This window comes from Paraburkholderia sp. RL18-101-BIB-B, assembly GCF_046026985.1.
In the GTDB taxonomy this organism is placed as follows: domain Bacteria; phylum Pseudomonadota; class Gammaproteobacteria; order Burkholderiales; family Burkholderiaceae; genus Paraburkholderia.
Map to the genome: position 1 here is coordinate 496165 of NZ_JARESV010000002.1, position 17555 is coordinate 513719.

General features: G+C 61.5%; 19 protein-coding genes and 1 riboswitch. Of the genes, 10 read left to right on the forward strand and 9 right to left on the reverse strand.

All coding sequences use genetic code 11. The annotated features are described in order from the left end of the window. Positions 1-36: 36 nt before the first annotated feature. Both P0D73_RS05230 and P0D73_RS05235 read right to left on the reverse strand, forming a co-directional pair. Entirely contained in the window at positions 37-510 is a 474-nt protein-coding gene (locus tag P0D73_RS05230) for a BCAL1086 family glycoprotein (protein WP_132374969.1), read from the reverse strand. Beyond that, complete coding sequence (locus P0D73_RS05235) at positions 507-998, reverse strand: GNAT family N-acetyltransferase (protein WP_408280419.1); 492 nt, start codon at positions 996-998, stop codon at positions 507-509. Before P0D73_RS05235 ends, P0D73_RS05230 begins: the two co-directional genes overlap by 4 nt. Before the next feature lie 120 nt (positions 999-1118). Between P0D73_RS05235 and P0D73_RS05240 the strand changes: the two genes are divergently transcribed. Together P0D73_RS05240 and P0D73_RS05245 are read left to right on the forward strand one after the other, a co-directional pair. Further along, positions 1119-1700 carry a DJ-1/PfpI family protein gene (locus P0D73_RS05240; RefSeq protein ID WP_132374971.1) on the forward strand — a complete coding sequence of 194 codons (582 nt, stop codon included), beginning with the start codon at positions 1119-1121 and terminating at the stop codon, positions 1698-1700. 126 nt (positions 1701-1826) lie between these two features. Then, the gene (locus P0D73_RS05245) at positions 1827-2150 is read left to right on the forward strand and encodes a hypothetical protein (RefSeq protein ID WP_408430147.1); all 324 of its coding nucleotides are present in this window, start codon (positions 1827-1829) and stop codon (positions 2148-2150) included. A 3-nt stretch (positions 2151-2153) separates the two neighbouring features. On the opposite strand, the gene P0D73_RS05250 is transcribed toward P0D73_RS05245, so the two are convergent. Continuing rightward, positions 2154-3899, reverse strand: coding sequence for a sensor histidine kinase (locus P0D73_RS05250; protein ID WP_408179222.1), 1746 nt, complete (start codon positions 3897-3899; stop codon positions 2154-2156). A 401-nt stretch (positions 3900-4300) separates the two neighbouring features. Between P0D73_RS05250 and P0D73_RS05255 the strand changes: the two genes are divergently transcribed. Then, positions 4301-5488 carry an ammonium transporter gene (locus P0D73_RS05255; protein ID WP_408430150.1) on the forward strand — a complete coding sequence of 396 codons (1188 nt, stop codon included), beginning with the start codon at positions 4301-4303 and terminating at the stop codon, positions 5486-5488. Between the two features lie 147 nt (positions 5489-5635). Continuing rightward, positions 5636-5697: riboswitch (Fluoride riboswitch) on the forward strand. Positions 5698-5774: 77 nt separating this feature from the next. Then, positions 5775-6155 (forward strand): fluoride efflux transporter CrcB, encoded by a 381-nt coding sequence (crcB, locus tag P0D73_RS05260; protein ID WP_132374975.1) that lies wholly within the window; start codon positions 5775-5777, stop codon positions 6153-6155. Between the two features lie 186 nt (positions 6156-6341). Here the strand turns inward: crcB and P0D73_RS05265 are convergent, their stop codons facing one another. After that, positions 6342-6764, reverse strand: a complete 423-nt coding sequence (locus P0D73_RS05265) for a tautomerase family protein (protein ID WP_132374976.1) — start codon at positions 6762-6764, stop codon at positions 6342-6344. 15 nt (positions 6765-6779) lie between these two features. Then, on the reverse strand, positions 6780-7904 hold the full coding sequence (locus P0D73_RS05270) for an aminotransferase class I/II-fold pyridoxal phosphate-dependent enzyme (RefSeq protein ID WP_408430153.1): 1125 nt from the start codon (positions 7902-7904) through the stop codon (positions 6780-6782). A 300-nt stretch (positions 7905-8204) separates the two neighbouring features. On the opposite strand from P0D73_RS05270, the gene gcvA reads away from it, so the two are divergent. After that, positions 8205-9089, forward strand: a complete 885-nt coding sequence (gcvA, locus tag P0D73_RS05275) for a transcriptional regulator GcvA (RefSeq protein WP_408430156.1) — start codon at positions 8205-8207, stop codon at positions 9087-9089. A 163-nt stretch (positions 9090-9252) separates the two neighbouring features. Here the strand turns inward: gcvA and P0D73_RS05280 are convergent, their stop codons facing one another. Beyond that, positions 9253-9978 (reverse strand): haloacid dehalogenase type II, encoded by a 726-nt coding sequence (locus tag P0D73_RS05280; RefSeq protein ID WP_408280405.1) that lies wholly within the window; start codon positions 9976-9978, stop codon positions 9253-9255. Positions 9979-10175: 197 nt separating this feature from the next. On the opposite strand from P0D73_RS05280, the gene P0D73_RS05285 reads away from it, so the two are divergent. From P0D73_RS05285 to P0D73_RS05295, 3 genes are all read left to right on the forward strand, one after another. Beyond that, a complete protein-coding gene (locus P0D73_RS05285; RefSeq protein ID WP_132374980.1) occupies positions 10176-10439 on the forward strand; it encodes a PepSY domain-containing protein in 264 nt (87 codons plus the stop codon). A 15-nt stretch (positions 10440-10454) separates the two neighbouring features. Beyond that, a complete protein-coding gene (locus P0D73_RS05290; RefSeq protein ID WP_408179229.1) occupies positions 10455-10976 on the forward strand; it encodes a cytochrome b/b6 domain-containing protein in 522 nt (173 codons plus the stop codon). Between the two features lie 425 nt (positions 10977-11401). Further along, positions 11402-12754 (forward strand): dicarboxylate/amino acid:cation symporter, encoded by a 1353-nt coding sequence (locus P0D73_RS05295; protein ID WP_132374982.1) that lies wholly within the window; start codon positions 11402-11404, stop codon positions 12752-12754. A gap of 45 nt (positions 12755-12799) precedes the next feature. Here P0D73_RS05295 and P0D73_RS05300 read toward each other — a convergent pair whose 3' ends face one another. Both P0D73_RS05300 and P0D73_RS05305 read right to left on the reverse strand, forming a co-directional pair. Beyond that, positions 12800-13630, reverse strand: a complete 831-nt coding sequence (locus tag P0D73_RS05300; RefSeq protein ID WP_408179230.1) for a DUF8737 domain-containing protein — start codon at positions 13628-13630, stop codon at positions 12800-12802. Continuing rightward, positions 13630-14481, reverse strand: a complete 852-nt coding sequence (locus P0D73_RS05305) for an SAM-dependent methyltransferase (protein WP_408179231.1) — start codon at positions 14479-14481, stop codon at positions 13630-13632. Before P0D73_RS05305 ends, P0D73_RS05300 begins: the two co-directional genes overlap by 1 nt. Before the next feature lie 131 nt (positions 14482-14612). Here P0D73_RS05305 and P0D73_RS05310 point away from each other — a divergent pair, with 131 nt between their 5' ends. Continuing rightward, positions 14613-15548: a LysR family transcriptional regulator gene (locus tag P0D73_RS05310; RefSeq protein WP_408179232.1), complete on the forward strand. Its 936-nt coding sequence runs from the start codon at positions 14613-14615 to the stop codon at positions 15546-15548. Positions 15549-15687: 139 nt separating this feature from the next. On the opposite strand, the gene P0D73_RS05315 is transcribed toward P0D73_RS05310, so the two are convergent. Beyond that, complete coding sequence (locus tag P0D73_RS05315) at positions 15688-16650, reverse strand: GlxA family transcriptional regulator (RefSeq protein ID WP_408179233.1); 963 nt, start codon at positions 16648-16650, stop codon at positions 15688-15690. A gap of 155 nt (positions 16651-16805) precedes the next feature. On the opposite strand from P0D73_RS05315, the gene P0D73_RS05320 reads away from it, so the two are divergent. Then, positions 16806-17534: a GNAT family N-acetyltransferase gene (locus tag P0D73_RS05320; RefSeq protein WP_408430160.1), complete on the forward strand. Its 729-nt coding sequence runs from the start codon at positions 16806-16808 to the stop codon at positions 17532-17534. Positions 17535-17555: the final 21 nt, after the last annotated feature.

Here is a 17555-nt window from a genome sequence, read left to right on the forward strand (position 1 = left end):
CCGACTGTCAAACGACGACGCACTCCGGCCGGCATATCACTTGTCCATCTGCTTCTGTGCATCGCTCGACTCGCCCGATGACGACGAAGCCGCAGCATTCGTCGACGATGCCGAACTCTGCGCCGACCATTCCTGGAGCTTGCGCCCCGCCGATTCGAGGCTTTGCCCGGTCAGCGACGCGGCCTTGCCGAGTTGCGCATTGGTGGCGCTCGCCGCGCTCTGCAGATTGGCCTGCGCGGTCGAAGCCAGTGCGTTGGGGTCGATATTGATCGTGGGCGCCGAGGCGGAATCGAGGTTCTGCTGCGCAGCGGACTTGGTCGCGTCGACCTGCTGGCCGACGTAGCTGGCGGCCTGATCGAGCTTCTGACCGGCGACCTGGGCTGCGTCGTTGAGCTTGCCGGCAACCTGCCCGGCGGACGCGTCATTCTTCTGACAGGCTGCAAGCCCGCCGAACACGATGGCCACGAACGCGGCACGGCGCAGCAAAGATGAACGTATCGATGAAATCATGATTGAGTGTGAGCCGCGTCGAGCGGCTTCCGCATGCGAAAACGCGCCAATGATACGCCGTTGCGCTGCACGCGCTCCTCAATGAGCATCTCGAAGCCCGCTCGCTCGAAGCTGCGGCGCGCGCTGAGGCTTACGTCGACGCTGAGTTTCGTTGCGCCGGACGCGCGCGCCGCGGCTTCGAGACGCATCAGCAAGCCTGCCGCGAGGCCTTGCCGCGCATGAGCCGGCGCCACATACAGCATCTCGACATGGTCGGCTGGATAAAGCTGTGCGAACGCAGCCGGCCTGCCTTCGCGCCAAGCCACCAGCGTCACGCCGCGTGCGAGCCTCGCGGCAAAAGCCGGCACGTCGTCGGCGGCCGACGCCCATGCGTCGCGCGCCGCCGCGTCGTAGTCTGGGGCGGCAAGCGCGCTGATCGCAGCGCGAAACAGCACGGCGAGCGCTGCTGCATCTTCGGCGCGAAACGCGCGCCATTCGAATGTGTCCATTGCGTGAGCCGTCGCGGTTCTGTCAAACGTAGTGGAGTAGACTGCCTGAGCTTATGAACGTCAATGACGTGAGCGTCAAAGAGCATTCGCTGTGTTCCGTTGATCAATTGGAGGCATACGATGGCGGCAAAGAAGATTCTGTTTCTGACCGGCGACTTCGCCGAGGATTACGAAACGATGGTGCCGTTTCAGGCGCTGCAGGCAGTCGGCCACGTGGTCGACGCGGTCTGTCCGAACAAGAAGGCCGGCGACCGGATCAAGACCGCGATTCACGATTTCGAAGGCGATCAGACCTACACTGAAAAGCCCGGTCATCAATTCACGCTCAACGCCACCTTCGACGACGCCGACCCGCGCCAATACGACGCGCTCGCGATCGCCGGCGGTCGCGCCCCGGAGTATCTGCGGCTCAATCACAAGGTAATCGAGCTCGTGCGGCAATTCGCCGAAGCGGGCAAGCCGATCGCGGCTATCTGTCACGCCGCGCAACTGCTGGCCGCCGCCGACGTGATCCGCGGCAAGCGCATTTCCGCCTACCCGGCCTGCGCGCCCGAAGTGAAGCTGGCAGGCGGTGAATACGCCGACATTCCCGTCGACGCCGCGATCACCGACGCCAATTTCGTCACCGCGCCGGCGTGGCCCGCGCATCCCGAGTGGCTGCGCCAATTCCTCGTTCTGCTCGGCACGCGCATCGAACTCTGATCCGTCTGGCTGATCCATCGGCGCGCGCCGTCGCGCTCGCCAACGCTCCCCTTATTTGAGACTAGTCCGATAGTACGTAGCGGAAGGCTTTCCTATAGTCGCCGGCTGACTTGGGAGAGTTTTTCAATGCAACTGACCGACTGGATCGTCATTCTCGCCGTCGTGTTGATGGCAATTGCCTTTTTCTGCAGACGTACGCCGGCCAACTGGTCGCGCGAAAACCGCGCGCGTCGTCTGGCAGGCACGCGCATGCTGGCACAAGCCGCGTGTTCGGTATGGGCCGCGCTGCTGATCGCCGCGCGCGGCCTCTTTGCGCTGGACGGCCTGCTCGGTCTGCGCCCGGCGCCGCTGGAAGCCCTGACGGGCGTCGCGATCCTGATAGCCTGCGGCTGCTACTGGTCGATTCGCGGCAGCAGAATGCTCAAACCACGCCGTCTCTTTACCGCGTAACGGCTACGGCGCAGTGATGCCGGGCTGGGCATCCGCGGCATGCGCTGCGCTGCCGCTGCCACTCTTTCGATCGCGATCTTCCAGCCCCGGGCGGGCATCGCGAATGGCTTGAACACTCGCCACCTCCAGTGGCGCTTGCGTGCCGACAGCCTGTTGCGCGATCCGCGCTTCGGCTTCAGGCAGCGACAGGTAGAACGTCGTGCCCACGCCTTCTCTCGACTCCGCCCACACACGTCCGCCATGCCGCTCCACTACGCGGCGCACGAGCGCGAGGCCGATGCCCTCGCCCGCCGCCACATTGCCGTGCAAGCGCTGGAATGCGTTGAATAGCCGCGGCAAAGCGACCGCCGGAATACCCAGGCCGTTGTCCCTCACGTAGAAAATCCGCAGCGAGTGCACGCCCGGCGGCGCCGGCGTCGTACCGATCTCGATCCTGCCTTCCCGCGACGGGTCCAGATAATTCACCGCGTTGCCGATCAGGTTCGCGAACACCTGTTCCAGCGCGGTGGGGTCGCCCCACACCGCGGGCAATTCATCCACGCTGACATGAGCACGGCGCGCGCGGATCGAGCCTTGCATCGCATCGACTACGCGCGGCACGATATCGCGCACCTCGACCTTCTGCTGCCGATATTCCACGCGGCCCACGCGCGACAGGCGCAACAGCGCGTCGATGATGTGCGAAGCGCGCAGCACCGCCGTCTGCAGATAGTGCAGCGCTTCGCCGATGTCCTCGTCGACCACCCGTTCGATGCGCTGCCGCGTCTCGGCCGCAAGCGACGACTCGCGCACCGCGGCGCGCAGTTCGTCGCACGAGCGAATCAGTTCCTTCGAGAAGCCTTGCAGGTTCACCAGCGGCGCACGCAGATCGTGCGACACGCTGTAAATGAACATTTCGTTTTCCTGGGTCTGCTGACGCAAGGTCTCGTTGATCCGCGCCAGTTCGCCGGTACGGCGCGCAAGGTCGGCCCGGAAGCGCGCCTGGATGCGCTCGGCTTCGAGCAAGCGCCGGCTGGTCTCGTGCAAGGTCAGATCGAGGCGCGCGATTTCGTCGCGTCCGGGGCCGATCGGCGCCAGCGGCTCATTGCCCGCGAGGCGCCCGGCGTTGTCGGCGAGGACCGCGAGCCGCCCGCGCACGCCGCGCGTGAACAACCAGACCGCCAGCGCCACGAACAGCAGGGAGCCGAACACGGCCGCGACCACCAGGGTCTGCTGCCGTTCGCGGGCGGCGTCGGCGGCATTCGAACGCAGTGTGTCGAGACGCCGCTCCTCCGCCTGGAACGCCGCGAGTTGCTGACGAAACCGGTCGAGCACGTCGGACGGCGCGAGGTCGCGGAAGCGCGCGAGCACGTCGCGCCGCCGGCCCGAATGCAGCATGTCCTGAATTCGATCCGACCATTGCCGGTAAGCCTGCACCGCCTGGCGCACCTGAACCACGCGTTCGACTTGGGCCGGATTGTCGGCGACCAGTTCGGCCAGTTGATCGATGCGCCGGTCGACGTCCATCCAAACGGTCACCGGCGTGGAGAAACGGGCGTCGTTAGCGAGCACCGCGCCGCGCAGCGCCACCGACTCGCCCAGCACCGGGTCGAGGATCGCGGTGGTCTGGCGCAGCACCTCTTCGCTGTGGATAGCCCAGCGCTCCGCCTGTGTCGCATCTGCTTGCGCCTTGACCAGTCCGGACAATAGCGCCAACTCGAAGAGGGCCGGAATCGCGATCAGCAACAGCCCTTTAGTGGTCAGTCTCATGCGTGCGCATTGGAGGTCGGTGGCCCGGCAGATCATGCGCGGGGACGGGACATTATGTCGGCGATTGTGCAGGAAAACAAAGAGGGCACGCCATCGGCCAGGCATGCGCCGCCAACGTGCACAACGGGCGCACGCAAAACGTCAGGCTTTTGAATTAAACGTAAATCAAATCGAATAATTCGCCCCGCTTTGGGTCGCGCAGTTCGCGACGAAAAATTCATGCACATTATTTGTGCGTTCTCGTGCGGTTTCAGGTGCAGACGGGTTAAGGGCTCGTTGCTCAAAATACACGCCAAATTCCATCCCGGTGCCGGCTTGCACCGTATAGACGCGTTTCGGCACAAGTTTGGCCCACTTCTTGCATTCACTGCCCGCTTTTTTGGCACAAGCAGGACACATCGATGGAAAGTCTGAAAACCGGCACCGATACCCTCTTCCTTCTGCTCGGCGCCGCGATGGTGCTGGCCATGCATGCAGGGTTCGCGTTTCTCGAACTCGGCACGGTACGCAAAAAGAATCAGGTCAATGCGCTGGTCAAGATTCTGGTGGACTTCTCAGTCTCGACGATCGCGTATTTCTTTATCGGCTACACGATTGCGTACGGCGTGCAGTTCTTCGGCAGCGCCGAGTCGCTGGCAGCTCACAACGGGTACGCGCTGGTGCGATTCTTCTTCCTGCTGACGTTCGCTGCCGCGATTCCGGCGATCGTGTCCGGCGGTATCGCCGAGCGTTCGAAGTTCAACCCGCAACTCTTCGCGACGTTCGTGCTGGTCGGCTTCATCTATCCGTTCTTCGAAGGGATCGCGTGGAACGACCGCTTCGGCATCCAGGACCGGCTCGCCCACGTGTTCGGCGTGCCCTTCCACGACTTTGCCGGCTCGGTCGTCGTGCATGCGTTCGGCGGTTGGGTCGCGTTGCCGGCCGTGCTGCTGCTGGGCGCGCGCCATGGCCGTTATCACCGCGACGGCGGCATTGCCGCGCATCCGCCGTCGAATATTCCGTTCCTCGCGCTGGGCGCCTGGGTGCTGGCGGTCGGCTGGTTCGGCTTTAACGTGATGAGCGCGCAGACCATCGACAAGATCAGCGGCCTCGTCGCCGTCAATTCGCTGATGGCGATGGTCGGCGGCACGCTGACCGCGTGGCTCGCGGGCCGCAATGACCCCGGCTTTACGTACAACGGGCCGCTTGCCGGACTGGTGGCGGTTTGCGCCGGCTCCGACGTGATGCATCCGCTCGGCGCGCTGCTGACGGGCGGCATCGCCGGGGTGCTGTTCGTTCATATGTTCACCTGCGTGCAGAACCGCTGGCGCATCGACGACGTACTGGGCGTATGGCCGCTGCACGGTTTATGCGGCGCGTGGGGTGGTATCGCGGCAGGCATCTTCGGCCTGCGCGCGCTCGGCGGCTTGGGCGGCGTTTCGTTCGGCGCGCAACTGGTGGGCACGCTGGGCGGAATCGTCGTGGCGACGCTCGGCGGCACGCTCGTGTACGGCGCGATCCGGCTGACGGTCGGGCTGAGGCTCGATCAGGAAGACGAGTACAACGGCGCCGATCTGTCGATTCACAAGATTTCGGCGACGTCGGAGTGAGGTTCGGCGGGGAGCGCTGGTGACGCGCGAGATCCGCCCCGTGAATCTCGCCAGCGCGGAACTTGTGGCATCGCTTCGGTCAGCACCTGCCAGCGCCCCGTCCGCGACCGCGCCGACCTGTCCCCACATGCACTGCCAATGTTAGACTTCTGCGCTGGAGATGGCATTCTCCTTTAACCGCCCTCGTGGCTGATGATGCCTGCTTCGTCCGGATGAACGCGGAGGCGGCATCGCGCTCCTCGCTCTGTCCGGTTTGTCGACACGCCGGTTTTGCCAGGCCTCCTCCATGTATTGGTCCATTCTCGCTGTCGGCATCGGCGGCGCGCTCGGTTCGTTGTTCCGCTGGTTTCTGGGCATCCGCCTGAACGGCATCTTCAGCGGCTTGCCGCTCGGCACATTCGCCGCCAACGTCATTGCCGGCTACGTCATCGGTGTCGCGGTCGCCGGTTTCGCGCGGGCGCCGCAGATCGCGCCCGAATGGCGGCTCTTCGTCATCACCGGCCTGATGGGTGGACTGTCGACTTTCTCGACTTTTTCAGCGGAAGTGGTGCAGCGCCTGCAGGACGGCCGGCTCGGCTGGGCGGCGGGCGAGATCGTGATTCACGTGGCCGCCTCGCTTCTAATGACCATTCTCGGCATCGCGACGGTGTCGCTGCTGTCGCGCTGAAATCGCGGCGAGCGGCGGCGCTAGAGGCGCACGCGCGCCTGGCTACGCTTCGTGAAACTCAATCATCCGCTGCCGACGCGAGACGACGCGGTTCCTGCCGGCGCGTTTCGCCGCTTACAGCGCGCGCTCCGCGCCTTCTAGCGCCGTATTGATGTCGTCGATCAACTCGACGCAGCACACAGTCCACTACTGTGCGTTACCGGCCCTCGGCACAATACGCGGCAACAGTTCCGGCGGTACTCCTCGATACAGCGATGAATTCTCCCGTGCCGTTTCCTGGAGAACGACCATGACGTCGGCCGCGTTCAAGCCAACGCGAGTGCCGAGGTTGTGCTGAATTTGTTCGATCATGTCGTGCTTCATCGAGTCAGGACGACCCGTGCTAATCCAGATTTGAACCAGCACGAAGTCGCGAGTCCGGGGTGTCGCGGAGAAGTTCGGGAAAACGGGATCAACAATGAAGTCGTCGTCTTCGTACTCGTGGATTTTCTGAAAGCGATCATTGCTGGGATAACCAGCGAAAGAAAGCGCGTCCTGAATACAGTCGGCAATAAGCCGCTTTTCCGCTGGAGTACGACCTTTGTATAAAGATATGGTCTGAATGGGCATCGAATTCCTCTACGGCTAGATGAGGCGCAGATCGCGGCCGACGCGCTCGAAAACGCTCAGCGCAAAGTCAATATCGTCGTCCGTGTGTGCCGCGGAAGTCTGCGCGCGCAGGCGAGCAGTACCCTCGGGCACGACCGGAAACGCCAAAGCCGGAACGTAGACGCCCCCTTGCTCAAGCAACTGCGAGAACACCTGTGTCATTTCGGCGTCTCCGATCAGCACCGGAGTGATCGGGCTTTCGCTGTTCACCGTCTTGAATCCGAGTTGCGCTACGCCGCTGCGAAATTTCTCGGCAACGTAGCGCATACGTTCCAGCGACTCCAGATCCGAGCGTGCCAGCGAAACGGCGGCCGCCGCCGCTTCTGCCGCTGCCGGACTTATCGAACTGCTGAAAAGCGCCAAGCGCGCTTTCCCTTTGAGTTCCGCGATGCGCTCATTGCTCGCGCAGATATAGCCTCCCCCGACGGCGCCAAACGCCTTCGAGAGCGTCCCTGTGACATAGTCAATTTTGACCATGCAGTCATGGAGTTCGGCACTGCCTCGGCCCGTGTTGCCCACCACTCCCGCCGCGTGACTCTCATCGAGGGCGAACATAATGTTGGAACGGGTCGTCGCTTCAAGAAACTCAGGTAGCGGCGCGGTGTATCCCTCCATGCTAAAAACACCATCGGTAATAAAGAGTTTGCGTTGCTGCGGCTCACCTGAAGACGATTGTTCCAATGCCTGCGAAAAACTCGCCACGCTACGGTGTTTCACTCTCACGACTCGCGCCCGACTTAATCGACACCCGTCGATGATGCTCGCGTGGTTCAACTCATCACTGAAAATCAGATCACCCGCGGTTGTAACGGTGTCGAGTAGAGCGAGATTCGCTGCTGTACAGGAATTGAAGACCATCGCCGCCTCGGCCTGATGAAATTCGGCCAAAGCCTCTTCGAGTCGCCGATGCGCGTTCGTGGTTGCAAGCGGCGGGTTCATCCCGGTGCCGGCGCCATATTGCCGCAAGCCCTCATGAAACGCGGCCAGCACAACGGGGTGGTTTGCCAAACCCCGGTAGTTGTTGGAGCCGAGCACGATGATCTTCTTACCATCTATCTGAGCACTCCCCGATATGGGACTTTGTATCACTCGCAACGACATGAAAATTTCATCCTCCGGCACTAAACGCTGCGCCTACCTCTTCAGTTAAGCCGCCTGGGTTTGCGACGTCCACACCCGATCATGGGCACCCTCATTTGCGCCGATGACCCGCTCCGCAAGTGGTTTCGGCAAACTTCTCTTTTTCATTAGAAAATCTGATCCAACGCCGGCGTAATAGCGCCTACGTCTCACCATGCGTTTGAAGCAGAAATTTTCCCGATTTCGTGGTGAAATTGTACTCGCGGCAGAAACCGTCACGCGTTACCATTTCTGAAGGTTAATGATTAGAAATTCTTATCTATGGAAAAGCGGCTACCGCCATTGAATGGGCTTCGCGCGTTTGAAGCAGCAGCGCGTAATCTGTCACTCAAGCTGGCAGCCGACGAACTGTGTGTGACTCCCGCAGCGGTCAGCCAACTGGTGAAGGGCCTCGAGAGCTATCTTGGAGTCGCGCTGTTCGTCCGTGCCAACCGGGGTATTCGTTTGACCCAAGCGGGCGTCGACTATCTACCGGCAATTCGAAACGCGTTCAAACAGATTGGCGATGCAACTCGCCGTATCGCCAAAATTGCGGAAACGGGGACGCTCACAGTCAGCGTGACGCCGTCGTTCGCCTCCTACTGGCTGATTCCTCGTCTCCAAAGCTTTCACGACAAACATCGCAACATCGACCTTCGGGTCATGACCGGCAAGGAACCCGTCGACTTTGCCCACGACGTGATGGACGTAGCGATCCGTCATGGCACCGCGCAGCACGGGAAGTTCTACCGCGAGCGGCTGTGCGCGGTGGATCTCATTCCGGTCGCCAGTCCGACCTTGATCGCGCAGTTCGGAATGCCCGAAACGGCTTCGGATCTGACGCGCTGGCCGCTCCTACATGAGGTCGAGCGAATGAACTGGCATCTCTGGTTTCAGTCGCAATCCGTGCAAGGTATGAGCCTGCCAAGCGGAACGGCGTTCGATGACTGCGGCATGATGCTAACCGCGATTGTTGCTGGACAAGGGGCTGGTCTCGTCCCCGCGGCGATGGCAGCGCCGGCCCTCGGCGACAACAGGATAGTCAAGGTTTGGGATTTTGATTGGCCCGAGGACTATGCCTATCATCTGGTCTTGCCCGATGGAGACTATGGACCCTTGGTGGCTGCTTTTCGCGAGTGGATAATCGGAGAGATTGCCAACTCATAGAGGATATCTGAGCATCGCTCGCTGCGTAAAACGCGCCACGCCAACTCGAACGTCGAAGCGGCGCCCTGAATCTCTTCGAGTGTGAAATCGCGAGCAATGAAGATCGCCGCCACCGGCGCGGCGTATCAAACCGACATGAACGCCGGTGCATGACGGAGGCCGCTTACTTCTGCAGCAGCGCTTCCTGGTGAGCCTTCACGAGGTCTGCCATGCTGTTGAAGCGGAAGTTCACGGCAGGTTGTTCGCCCGGGTTCATCGTCGCGCCGAAACCGGTCTGCGAATGGCGGCGATAGATCCAGCACGATGCCAGCCCGAACGCGTTCGCGGGCTTGTGGTCGTGAAACAGACTTTCCGCGGTATGGAGAATCGTCTCCTTCCCGATACCGCGGGCGCTCAGCTTGTCCAGCATGTACTCGAAGTTACGCGGGGACGGCTTATAGGAGCCGACGTCCTCCGCGGTGATGATCGCGTCGAATTCGACCTGAAGCTTCACATTGCTGTGCGTGAAGCTCTCATTGTCGATGTTCGACAGGATCACCAGCTTGTAGTACTTCTTCAGGTACTGCAGCGCAGCCGCCGAGTCCTCGAATGCCGGCCAGTTACGTATGGACTTGCCGTAGGCGACGCACTCCTCGTGCGTGAAAGGCACCTGCCATTCTTCGGCCAGTCGCTTGTACACGATAGGAAGCAGTTCCTGGTAACGCTTGGCGGGCGTGTAGGCCTGCTGCGACGACTCGTGACGCGCGTGCGCTTCGAGAACCTGATCCCGCGTCAGCGGCGGACTCACGCGCTCGAGCAGAGGACGCAAGCCTTCGAAGATGCCCGTTTCCCAGTCGATCAGCGTGCCATAGCAGTCGAAAGTCAGCGTATCGAAGTCGGTCAGTTTCATAGTCAATCCTCCTGTTGGTTGGTGAGCTAGACATAGTCTATTGGGCGTGAGCAGCAGCCGTTACTTGTGTTTCTCGCTACCCCCGCGCTTCCTTGATCCACGCTAGTTAGCTCCCATTCGAAGCCTACAATAAGCTTGCGATCCAATCTGGCTGGACGTAAAGTGAGCGCTCGACAAATCAGCAGATGAGGTGATGGATGCTTAAGTTCCTGGCGTTATGTGTCGCATTGGGTGTTTCCGGCACGGCGTTCGCTAAAGCCGATTGCCCGGCCCATCCGAAGAGCGAGTGGATGAAGGAATCGGATGCGCGCGCTCAACTCGAAGCAGAGGGCTATAAGATCAAGAAGTTCAAGGTCGACGGCAACTGCTACGAAATCTACGGCCACAACAAAGAGGGCAAAAAGGTCGAGATCTACTACGACACCAAGACGCTTGCCGTCGTGAAGTCCGAGATCGACTAAGCTCTGGCGCGCGCGATGCCCGTCAAAACCTGGGACATGGGCGTGCGATTCACGCATTGGACCGTTGCGGGCATCGTCGTGTGGAATCTGTTCGGGCCGACTGATCAGACACATCGGGTACTGGGATATATCGCTGCGGGTCTCGTTACGTGGCGCATCGTGTGGGGGTTTATCGGCACGCCGTACGCGCGATTCTCCGCCTGGTGGCCGACGCCGGCGCATGTGAAAGACTACGTGCGCTCGCTGGGCGCCGGCAAGCCACTGCGTCATCTGTCGCACAATCCGCTCGGCGGCCTGATGGCGATCGCACTCTGGCTGCTGATTCTCGCACTGGCGGCAAGCGGCTGGCTGATGCGCCTCGACGCCTTCTGGGGTGACGACTGGCCGCATGAGCTTCACACGTATTTGTCAATCGCACTGCAAGTCTGCGTGTGCGTCCATATCTTCGCGGCCGTCGTCATGAGCATCTGGACACGTGACAATCTGATCGGCGCGATGCTGTCCGGCTTCAAACGCGATCCCGCCGACAAGCGCTGACGGCTGCGAGCGCGCTCCGCCGCTAACGACCGCTTGCGGGCCCACTACGAACGCCGGACACGGCCATTCACCCCCGGCCCGTTCCGATGGCGCGCTGAAACGCGAATCAGAGGTTCGCAACCTCGCCCCGTATCAACCCCGGCGCAGTTACAGCGTTCGATCACAAAACGGTTTGCTGCGCTGCACGCTCGGGTTTGCCCGGTTGCCGCGGACGGATGCGAAGCATAGGCTTTGTAATACTTTGGTAAGTGTTATTCGCAGGTTGCCGGATAAGCCAGCCGTTCCCGCGATCTGCGCAGGATGCACAGGTGTCACGACGCGCCGCACAGTTCGGCGCCGGGATACTTCCCCGCCGTCATACGGGTCACGCTGGCGTATCAAACAATGCTCTGATTGACGACTGAAGTGATTGTTTTGGAGCTCAAATGGCTTCGCACAAACCGCTTTACCGATCACTTTATTTTCAGGTAATCGTCGCGATCATCGCCGGCGTTGTGTTGGGAATTTTCGCCCCGCACACTGGCGAGGCGATGAAGCCGCTCGGCGACGCCTTCATCAAACTGATCAAGATGATCATCGCCCCCATCATCTTCTGCACGGTGGTCGTCGGCATCGCCGGCATGGAAGACATGAAGAAGGTGGGCAAGACCGGGGGATTGGCGTTGCTCTACTTCGAGATCGTCAGCGCTCTCGCGCTGGTGGTCGGATTGGTGATCGTCAACCTGGTACAGCCCGGCGCCGGCATGAACGTGGACCCGAAGACGCTGGACGCGAAGGCCGTGGCTACGATCACCAGCGGGCGGAAGATGGAGAGCACGACCGACTTCCTGATGAACATCATCCCCTCGACCGTGGTCGACGCGTTCGCCAAGGGCGAGATACTTCAGGTTCTGTTGTTCGCGCTCATGTTCGGCTTCGCGTTGCACTCGTTCGGCGGTAGAGGCACATTGATATTCGACTTCGTCGAGAAGATCTCCCATGTGTTCTTCCGCATCGTCGGCTTCATCATGAAAGCGGCGCCGATCGGCGCCTTTGGCGCGATGGCCTTTACCATCGGCAAATACGGCATCGGCAGCATGGTCTCGCTTGGAATGCTGATGCTCACGTTCTATGCGACCTGCCTGTTCTTCATCTTCGTCGTGCTAGGACTGATTGCCCGGTTCCATGGCTTCAGCGTGTGGAAGTTGATCAAATACCTCAAGGAAGAACTGTTTATCGTTCTTGGAACCTCCTCGTCGGAAGCAGCGTTGCCTCGTGTCATGGTGAAGCTGGAGAATCTCGGCGCGAAGAAGTCCGTGGTCGGACTAGTCATTCCAACCGGGTACTCTTTCAATCTCGATGGCACGTCGATCTACCTCACCCTGGCTGCCGTCTTCATCGCCCAGGCGACGAATACGCCGCTTGACCTCACGCATCAGATCACTTTGCTGGCCGTCTTGCTGCTGACCTCCAAAGGCGCTGCGGGCGTTACGGGCAGCGGGTTCATCGTGCTGGCGGCAACGCTGTCCGCGGTCGGACATGTACCCGTTGCAGGCCTTGCGCTGATCCTCGGCATCGACCGCTTCATGTCCGAAGCGCGCGCGTTGACGAATTTCATCGGCAATGCTGTGGCTACGTTGGTGGTCGCCAAGTGGACCCATGAACTGGACGAACCCAGAATGCGCCGGGTCCTGGATAAAGAGACTCCGGAAGAGGCGGACGAGCCGGAAAAGGTGTTTGACCGTACGGACGAACGGATGCCCATTGCTACAGCAGGACCGGGCTCGCACAACATCTAGAGAGCCCGGCAAGTTGCCGCATCTATCGACCTGACAGGCGGGAGCTCAGCCGGCGCGTCGTCGGACCAACTGCCGCAGCGACAGCGCGTGCAGCAGGATCGAAACTGGGACCACGAAAGCAGGGGTCAGCACATCCGGATAAGTGCCGGCGCCGATGCTCGTCACGCTCGGAACGAGCAACTGGAAGGGCCCAGGCGAAGTGATCATCCCCAAGGTAATCGCGACGGCGAAATCGGCGAGGCCGAAGATGTTCCAGCCGATCGCCGCCTTCCGCCCTTGAGCTGTGCCGCTCGCCACGGCGATTGCCGCCGGCACGGCGAACAGGCCGGTCAAGACATCGCCGACGCCCGCCGGCAACGCGAACACGCCTGGCAGCGCCCCATGCAGCCAGGCGGCGAGAGCCCAACCGCCAAATACCCGATAAAGCTGAAGAGCGACAAGCCAGGTCGCCGGCATTCCATCGAGCACCTGCCCGACCCGCCTCGACAACAGCAGCAGCGGCGCGCCGAGCATAACGGGCAGGAAGATCGCCAACGGCAACAACGGCAACGCCGAGGCGCTCGTGCGAAAGACGCCATTGATCGCCGCGCTCCAGACAACAGCGAACCACAGCGTGTCTGGAATCATGACCGCCAGCCAGGTCGTGCGGCGTTGGCGCGGCGTCAGTTCCGCGTTTTCGAGCCCGAGCCACAAACCGACTGCAATAAGCCCATGGACCATCAACTGATGAGCGGTGATCGCAACGCCGCTGGTTGGGATAATCGGCTTCCAGTAGATCAACGCAATCCACAGCACGGTCAACGGAACCAGCCAAAGCAGGCTGCGCCAGGCGGGACGCGGCAGGACGATGCCGGCGGGAATAGAGGCGGCGGTCATCAGTGGTTCTCCAGGTTGATTCGGGTCGTGGTCAATGCAGCCTCGAACACCGCGGTGAGAATGCCGAGTCGGCCTTCCAGGAGATTTCGCGCCAGGTTGGTGGAAAGCTGCGCGAAGTCCGGCCCCATCACCACGCCGAGATTTGGCGAGGGCGGTGGTCCTGACGCACGCAGTTGGGTGAACCAGGCCTTTGCGGCGTCGGTGTCGTTTTGCGATGCCAGCGTGCGGAAGCCTGCCTGTTCAATCGCCTCGCGCGTTGCATCGGCAGTCAGGAGAAAGCTTGTTGTCGACGTGCGCGCCCAGGGAACCGGGTAGTACGGTTCGCTGCCGTTTGCGACGACATCGAACGTCGCGAACCGGCCGGATGGCTTCAGCACGCGTCGGATCTCCCGATAAAGCCGTGCGCGTTCGGCAATGTTCATCGCGACGTGCTGCAGCAATACGGCGTCGAAGCGGCTGCCGTCCAAGGGAAGGTCCAGCGCGCTGGCGGCATGGAACGACACCTGTTCGCTCTGCCCTGTGCGTCGGGTGAGATAGCGTGCGGCATCCACGAACGGTTCGCTCAGGTCGATACCCGTCACCCGGCAGCCATAGGTTGCAGCCAGAAAACGAGCCGGCCCGCCAACGCCGGAACCGACGTCCAGCACCGCCATGTCGGCGGTGATCCCGGCGAGTTTGGCAAGTTCGGCGGTGGCCGCAAGCCCACGGGTGTGAAACTGGTCAAGGGCGCCTAGTTGCTGCGGCGTGAGTTGCTGATCCTCCGGCCCAAAAACTGCGAGCGCGATCTTCAACCGGTCGGTCAGGCCGGTCGCGTAATAGTGATCTCGTACGCCATCAAGTGCATCAGTCATTGCAAGGTTCCTCCACGATCTCAGCGGATTGTTCAGGGCTCGCGAGCCGACACCGGCCCGAGTCCTCATCTGCAGGCGTAGGTGTACCATGGCCTCTCGCGAGCAACTATTCCTCACAATGTTGACGGGCTATGAAGCAGAACTTCACAGTCAGACAAGGCGCGCTCGATGGCGTGGAGGTGTTTCTGAGCGTTGCCCAGCATCGCAGTTTTCGCCGGGCGGCCGCTGAACTCGGAGTGACGCCGTCGGCCGTCAGCCAGACTGTGCGTGTACTTGAAGCACGCATTGGCGCCGCCCTCTTCATACGCACCACGCGTAGCGTCGGCCTGACCGAAGCGGGCGAACGATTTCTTTCGCACGCACAGCCCGCCTTCGAGGCGCTTGTCGCCGCTAGTGAAGTTGCGCGCGGACTTGGCGAGCGGCCCGCCGGGTTGTTACGCCTTTCCGTGCCGCGCGCGGTGGTGCCAATCCTGCTGGAACCGCTGATTGCCTCCTTCTGCCACGCTTATCCCGAGGTCGAAGTGGAGATCGCCGCAAGCAAGGAGCTGGTCGATCTTGCGGCGGAAGGATTTGACGCCGGTATCCGGCTGGGTCAGTTCGTCGACGCCGACATGATCGCGGTACCGTTGACGCCACCGTTACGCCTCATCGTCGTCGGCAGCCCTGCCTACTTTGCGGCGCGCCGCCGGCCCATGCACACGGACGATCTGCGTCAACACGCATGTTTGCGATGGCGGCGATCCAGCGGCGCGCTCGCGCTATGGTCTTTCAACGGCAACGGCCAGCCGATCGAGATCGCCGTATCCGGCCCGCTCATCGCCCACGATTTTCCCACCTTGCTCGGCGCGGCAGTCGAAGGGGTAGGCCTTGCGCAACTCCCTGAGCCGATGGCGGCTGAAGGGTTGAGAACGGGGAAACTGGTGCACGTGCTGGAACCGTTCGCGCCGATGATACCCGGCGTGTTTCTCTACTATCCAAGCCGCCGGCAGATCATGCCGAAACTGCGCGCCTTCATCGATCATGTGAAGAGCCACCCAGCGGGCGATAGCGAAGGCTCGGGTACATGATGACTATTGGCGTGCCGGGTTGCACATAGGAAGGTCCAGCAGAGCGGTCGCACTCTGACGGATGACGGCCGCCTCAGGTCGACCCGCTTGCACCGCTCGCGGCTGGTCGACATATGTCCGCTGTGATCCGCTCGGGACGCTAACGCATTTCGGCGCGAAGCTCGCGTACCCCACGGCCGAGCCTACGACGCAGCAAAGTCCGCAATGTCGCCGAGTCGGCGTAGCCAACCTCGCTCGCAATTTTCTCGAGGTCGTAGCCAATCGAAACGAGGTTTTGCGCCCGCTCGATTCGCAGGTCCTGGAAGAACGCCAGTGGCGACTTACCCAGCACTGCCTCGGTGCGGCGTTGCAACGTGCGGGGTCCGACGGACAATGCAGCCGCTGCCGCCTGAAGCGAAAACCCCGAGGAAAGATTGTCGCGAGCCCATCGCTCGAATCGCGCGACCAATGGGTCGGCGTGGGCGAGGTGATCGGGAATGATGTATTCGGCCTGGGATGAACGCTTGTCAATGAGCATGAAGCGGGCAACGAGCGTCGCGAGTTCGGGACTTGCCTGACGCAACAACCATAGCGCAAGGTCGAGATGGCCCATCGCGGAACCCGCCGTCACCACGCGATCCGACGCGACGACCATGCGTGAATCATCCAGATTGACGGCCGGATAGCGTTGGCGGAAGAAAGGCGCCAGCGACCATGTGGTCGTCGCTTCGCGATTATGCAGAAGCCCGGCTTCGGCCAGCAGGAAAGTACCGATGCAGGCGGCCGCGATGCCGACGCCGTCAGCATGCCAGTTACGAAGATACGCCATCGCCTCGCGCACGTCGGGACGCCCCAGCGCCTCGATCAGGCGCTCCGGTTGCCTGACATTCGGCGCAGGCACCACCACCCAATCCGGGCGGGGAACGTTGCTTGCCGGTTCGACTGGAGTCGACAATCCATGCGCGGTACGAATGCGTCTGCGTACGCCAACGAGCCTCACATCGAAGGGCGGTGCGGCGAACCCCTGGGCGGCGGCCAGTTCGTTGGCCGTCGCGAAAGTATCCAGCAGTACCGTGAGCCCGGTGTCGAATAGGCCGTCAAGCGCGAAGATGACGAGTCTCATGTCGCAAATAACTCTATTAATGTCATTTGCGACTATAGCCCCGCTCGGATCGGACGTCTAGACTGCACAGCAATGCGGCCGCGGTAATGCGCTTGCGCCGGTTGAACATTCAAGCAATCCGCTGGCACATAGCTGCGCTTGCAAAAGGAGAAGATATGAGTGGTTCGATACAAGCTGACCTCGACCGTCCGATCTGGACGGCCCTCGCAACGAAGCAGGCGCACCTTGGATACGGAGACACGCTTGCCCGTCGATACCACCCCGATGTGGCGCCCTTCGCTGCCTTGGCATTCGAAACCCCTGCGGCATACCAGGCGCTCCTTCAGCTTCTGTTGCCTCACGAGCAGGTAGCTGTCCTGCAATCCGATGAACCGATCGGTCCAATCGACGGGCTTCAAATGACGCGCGTGGGAGAGATCCATCAAATGATCGCCCGGCACCGCGAAGCAAGCGGCACGGACGACCGCGCGGTAAGCCGGATGGGTGACGCGGATGCGAACGACATGCTCGACCTGGTCCAGAAGACCAAGCCCGGCCCCTTCGGCAAGCGAACTCGCGAGATGGGCAACTACATTGGGATTCGCGAGCGGGGGCGTCTAATTGCGATGGCTGGCGAACGGATGTGCGTCGACGGATACGTCGAGATCAGCGCCGTTTGCGTCGATGAAGACTATCGGGGAAAAGGCCTTGCTGGCCGGCTCGTAAATATCCTGCGTAAAGAAATCGAGCAACGCGGGGAAACGCCGTTTCTCCATGTGTTCAGTGACAACATTTCCGCGATTGGGTTGTACGAGCGGCTTGGCTTCGAATTGCGCCGCACGTTCCACCTTACCCGCGTCGGACATGCAGATTCGCTTTCGACTTCAGTTCCTAAGTCCATTTAGCGAAAGGTCGAAATGGGCTAA

What these genes read in the sequence shown, in the direction of transcription:
- P0D73_RS05285 (WP_132374980.1), top strand. Translation starts at nt 10,176, where the DNA reads ATGCTTAAGTTCCTGGCGTTATGTGTCGCATTGGGTGTTTCCGGCACG.
- P0D73_RS05235 (WP_408280419.1), bottom strand. Translation starts at nt 998, where the DNA reads ATGGACACATTCGAATGGCGCGCGTTTCGCGCCGAAGATGCAGCAGCG.
- P0D73_RS05295 (WP_132374982.1), top strand. Translation starts at nt 11,402, where the DNA reads ATGGCTTCGCACAAACCGCTTTACCGATCACTTTATTTTCAGGTAATC.
- P0D73_RS05280 (WP_408280405.1), bottom strand. Translation starts at nt 9,978, where the DNA reads ATGAAACTGACCGACTTCGATACGCTGACTTTCGACTGCTATGGCACG.
- P0D73_RS05320 (WP_408430160.1), top strand. Translation starts at nt 16,806, where the DNA reads ATGAGTGGTTCGATACAAGCTGACCTCGACCGTCCGATCTGGACGGCC.
- gcvA (WP_408430156.1), top strand. Translation starts at nt 8,205, where the DNA reads ATGGAAAAGCGGCTACCGCCATTGAATGGGCTTCGCGCGTTTGAAGCA.
- P0D73_RS05310 (WP_408179232.1), top strand. Translation starts at nt 14,613, where the DNA reads ATGAAGCAGAACTTCACAGTCAGACAAGGCGCGCTCGATGGCGTGGAG.
- P0D73_RS05265 (WP_132374976.1), bottom strand. Translation starts at nt 6,764, where the DNA reads ATGCCCATTCAGACCATATCTTTATACAAAGGTCGTACTCCAGCGGAA.
- P0D73_RS05315 (WP_408179233.1), bottom strand. Translation starts at nt 16,650, where the DNA reads ATGAGACTCGTCATCTTCGCGCTTGACGGCCTATTCGACACCGGGCTC.
- P0D73_RS05245 (WP_408430147.1), top strand. Translation starts at nt 1,827, where the DNA reads ATGCAACTGACCGACTGGATCGTCATTCTCGCCGTCGTGTTGATGGCA.
- P0D73_RS05270 (WP_408430153.1), bottom strand. Translation starts at nt 7,904, where the DNA reads ATGTCGTTGCGAGTGATACAAAGTCCCATATCGGGGAGTGCTCAGATA.
- P0D73_RS05305 (WP_408179231.1), bottom strand. Translation starts at nt 14,481, where the DNA reads ATGACTGATGCACTTGATGGCGTACGAGATCACTATTACGCGACCGGC.
- P0D73_RS05300 (WP_408179230.1), bottom strand. Translation starts at nt 13,630, where the DNA reads ATGACCGCCGCCTCTATTCCCGCCGGCATCGTCCTGCCGCGTCCCGCC.
- P0D73_RS05230 (WP_132374969.1), bottom strand. Translation starts at nt 510, where the DNA reads ATGATTTCATCGATACGTTCATCTTTGCTGCGCCGTGCCGCGTTCGTG.
- crcB (WP_132374975.1), top strand. Translation starts at nt 5,775, where the DNA reads ATGTATTGGTCCATTCTCGCTGTCGGCATCGGCGGCGCGCTCGGTTCG.
- P0D73_RS05255 (WP_408430150.1), top strand. Translation starts at nt 4,301, where the DNA reads ATGGAAAGTCTGAAAACCGGCACCGATACCCTCTTCCTTCTGCTCGGC.
- P0D73_RS05290 (WP_408179229.1), top strand. Translation starts at nt 10,455, where the DNA reads ATGCCCGTCAAAACCTGGGACATGGGCGTGCGATTCACGCATTGGACC.
- P0D73_RS05250 (WP_408179222.1), bottom strand. Translation starts at nt 3,899, where the DNA reads ATGAGACTGACCACTAAAGGGCTGTTGCTGATCGCGATTCCGGCCCTC.
- P0D73_RS05240 (WP_132374971.1), top strand. Translation starts at nt 1,119, where the DNA reads ATGGCGGCAAAGAAGATTCTGTTTCTGACCGGCGACTTCGCCGAGGAT.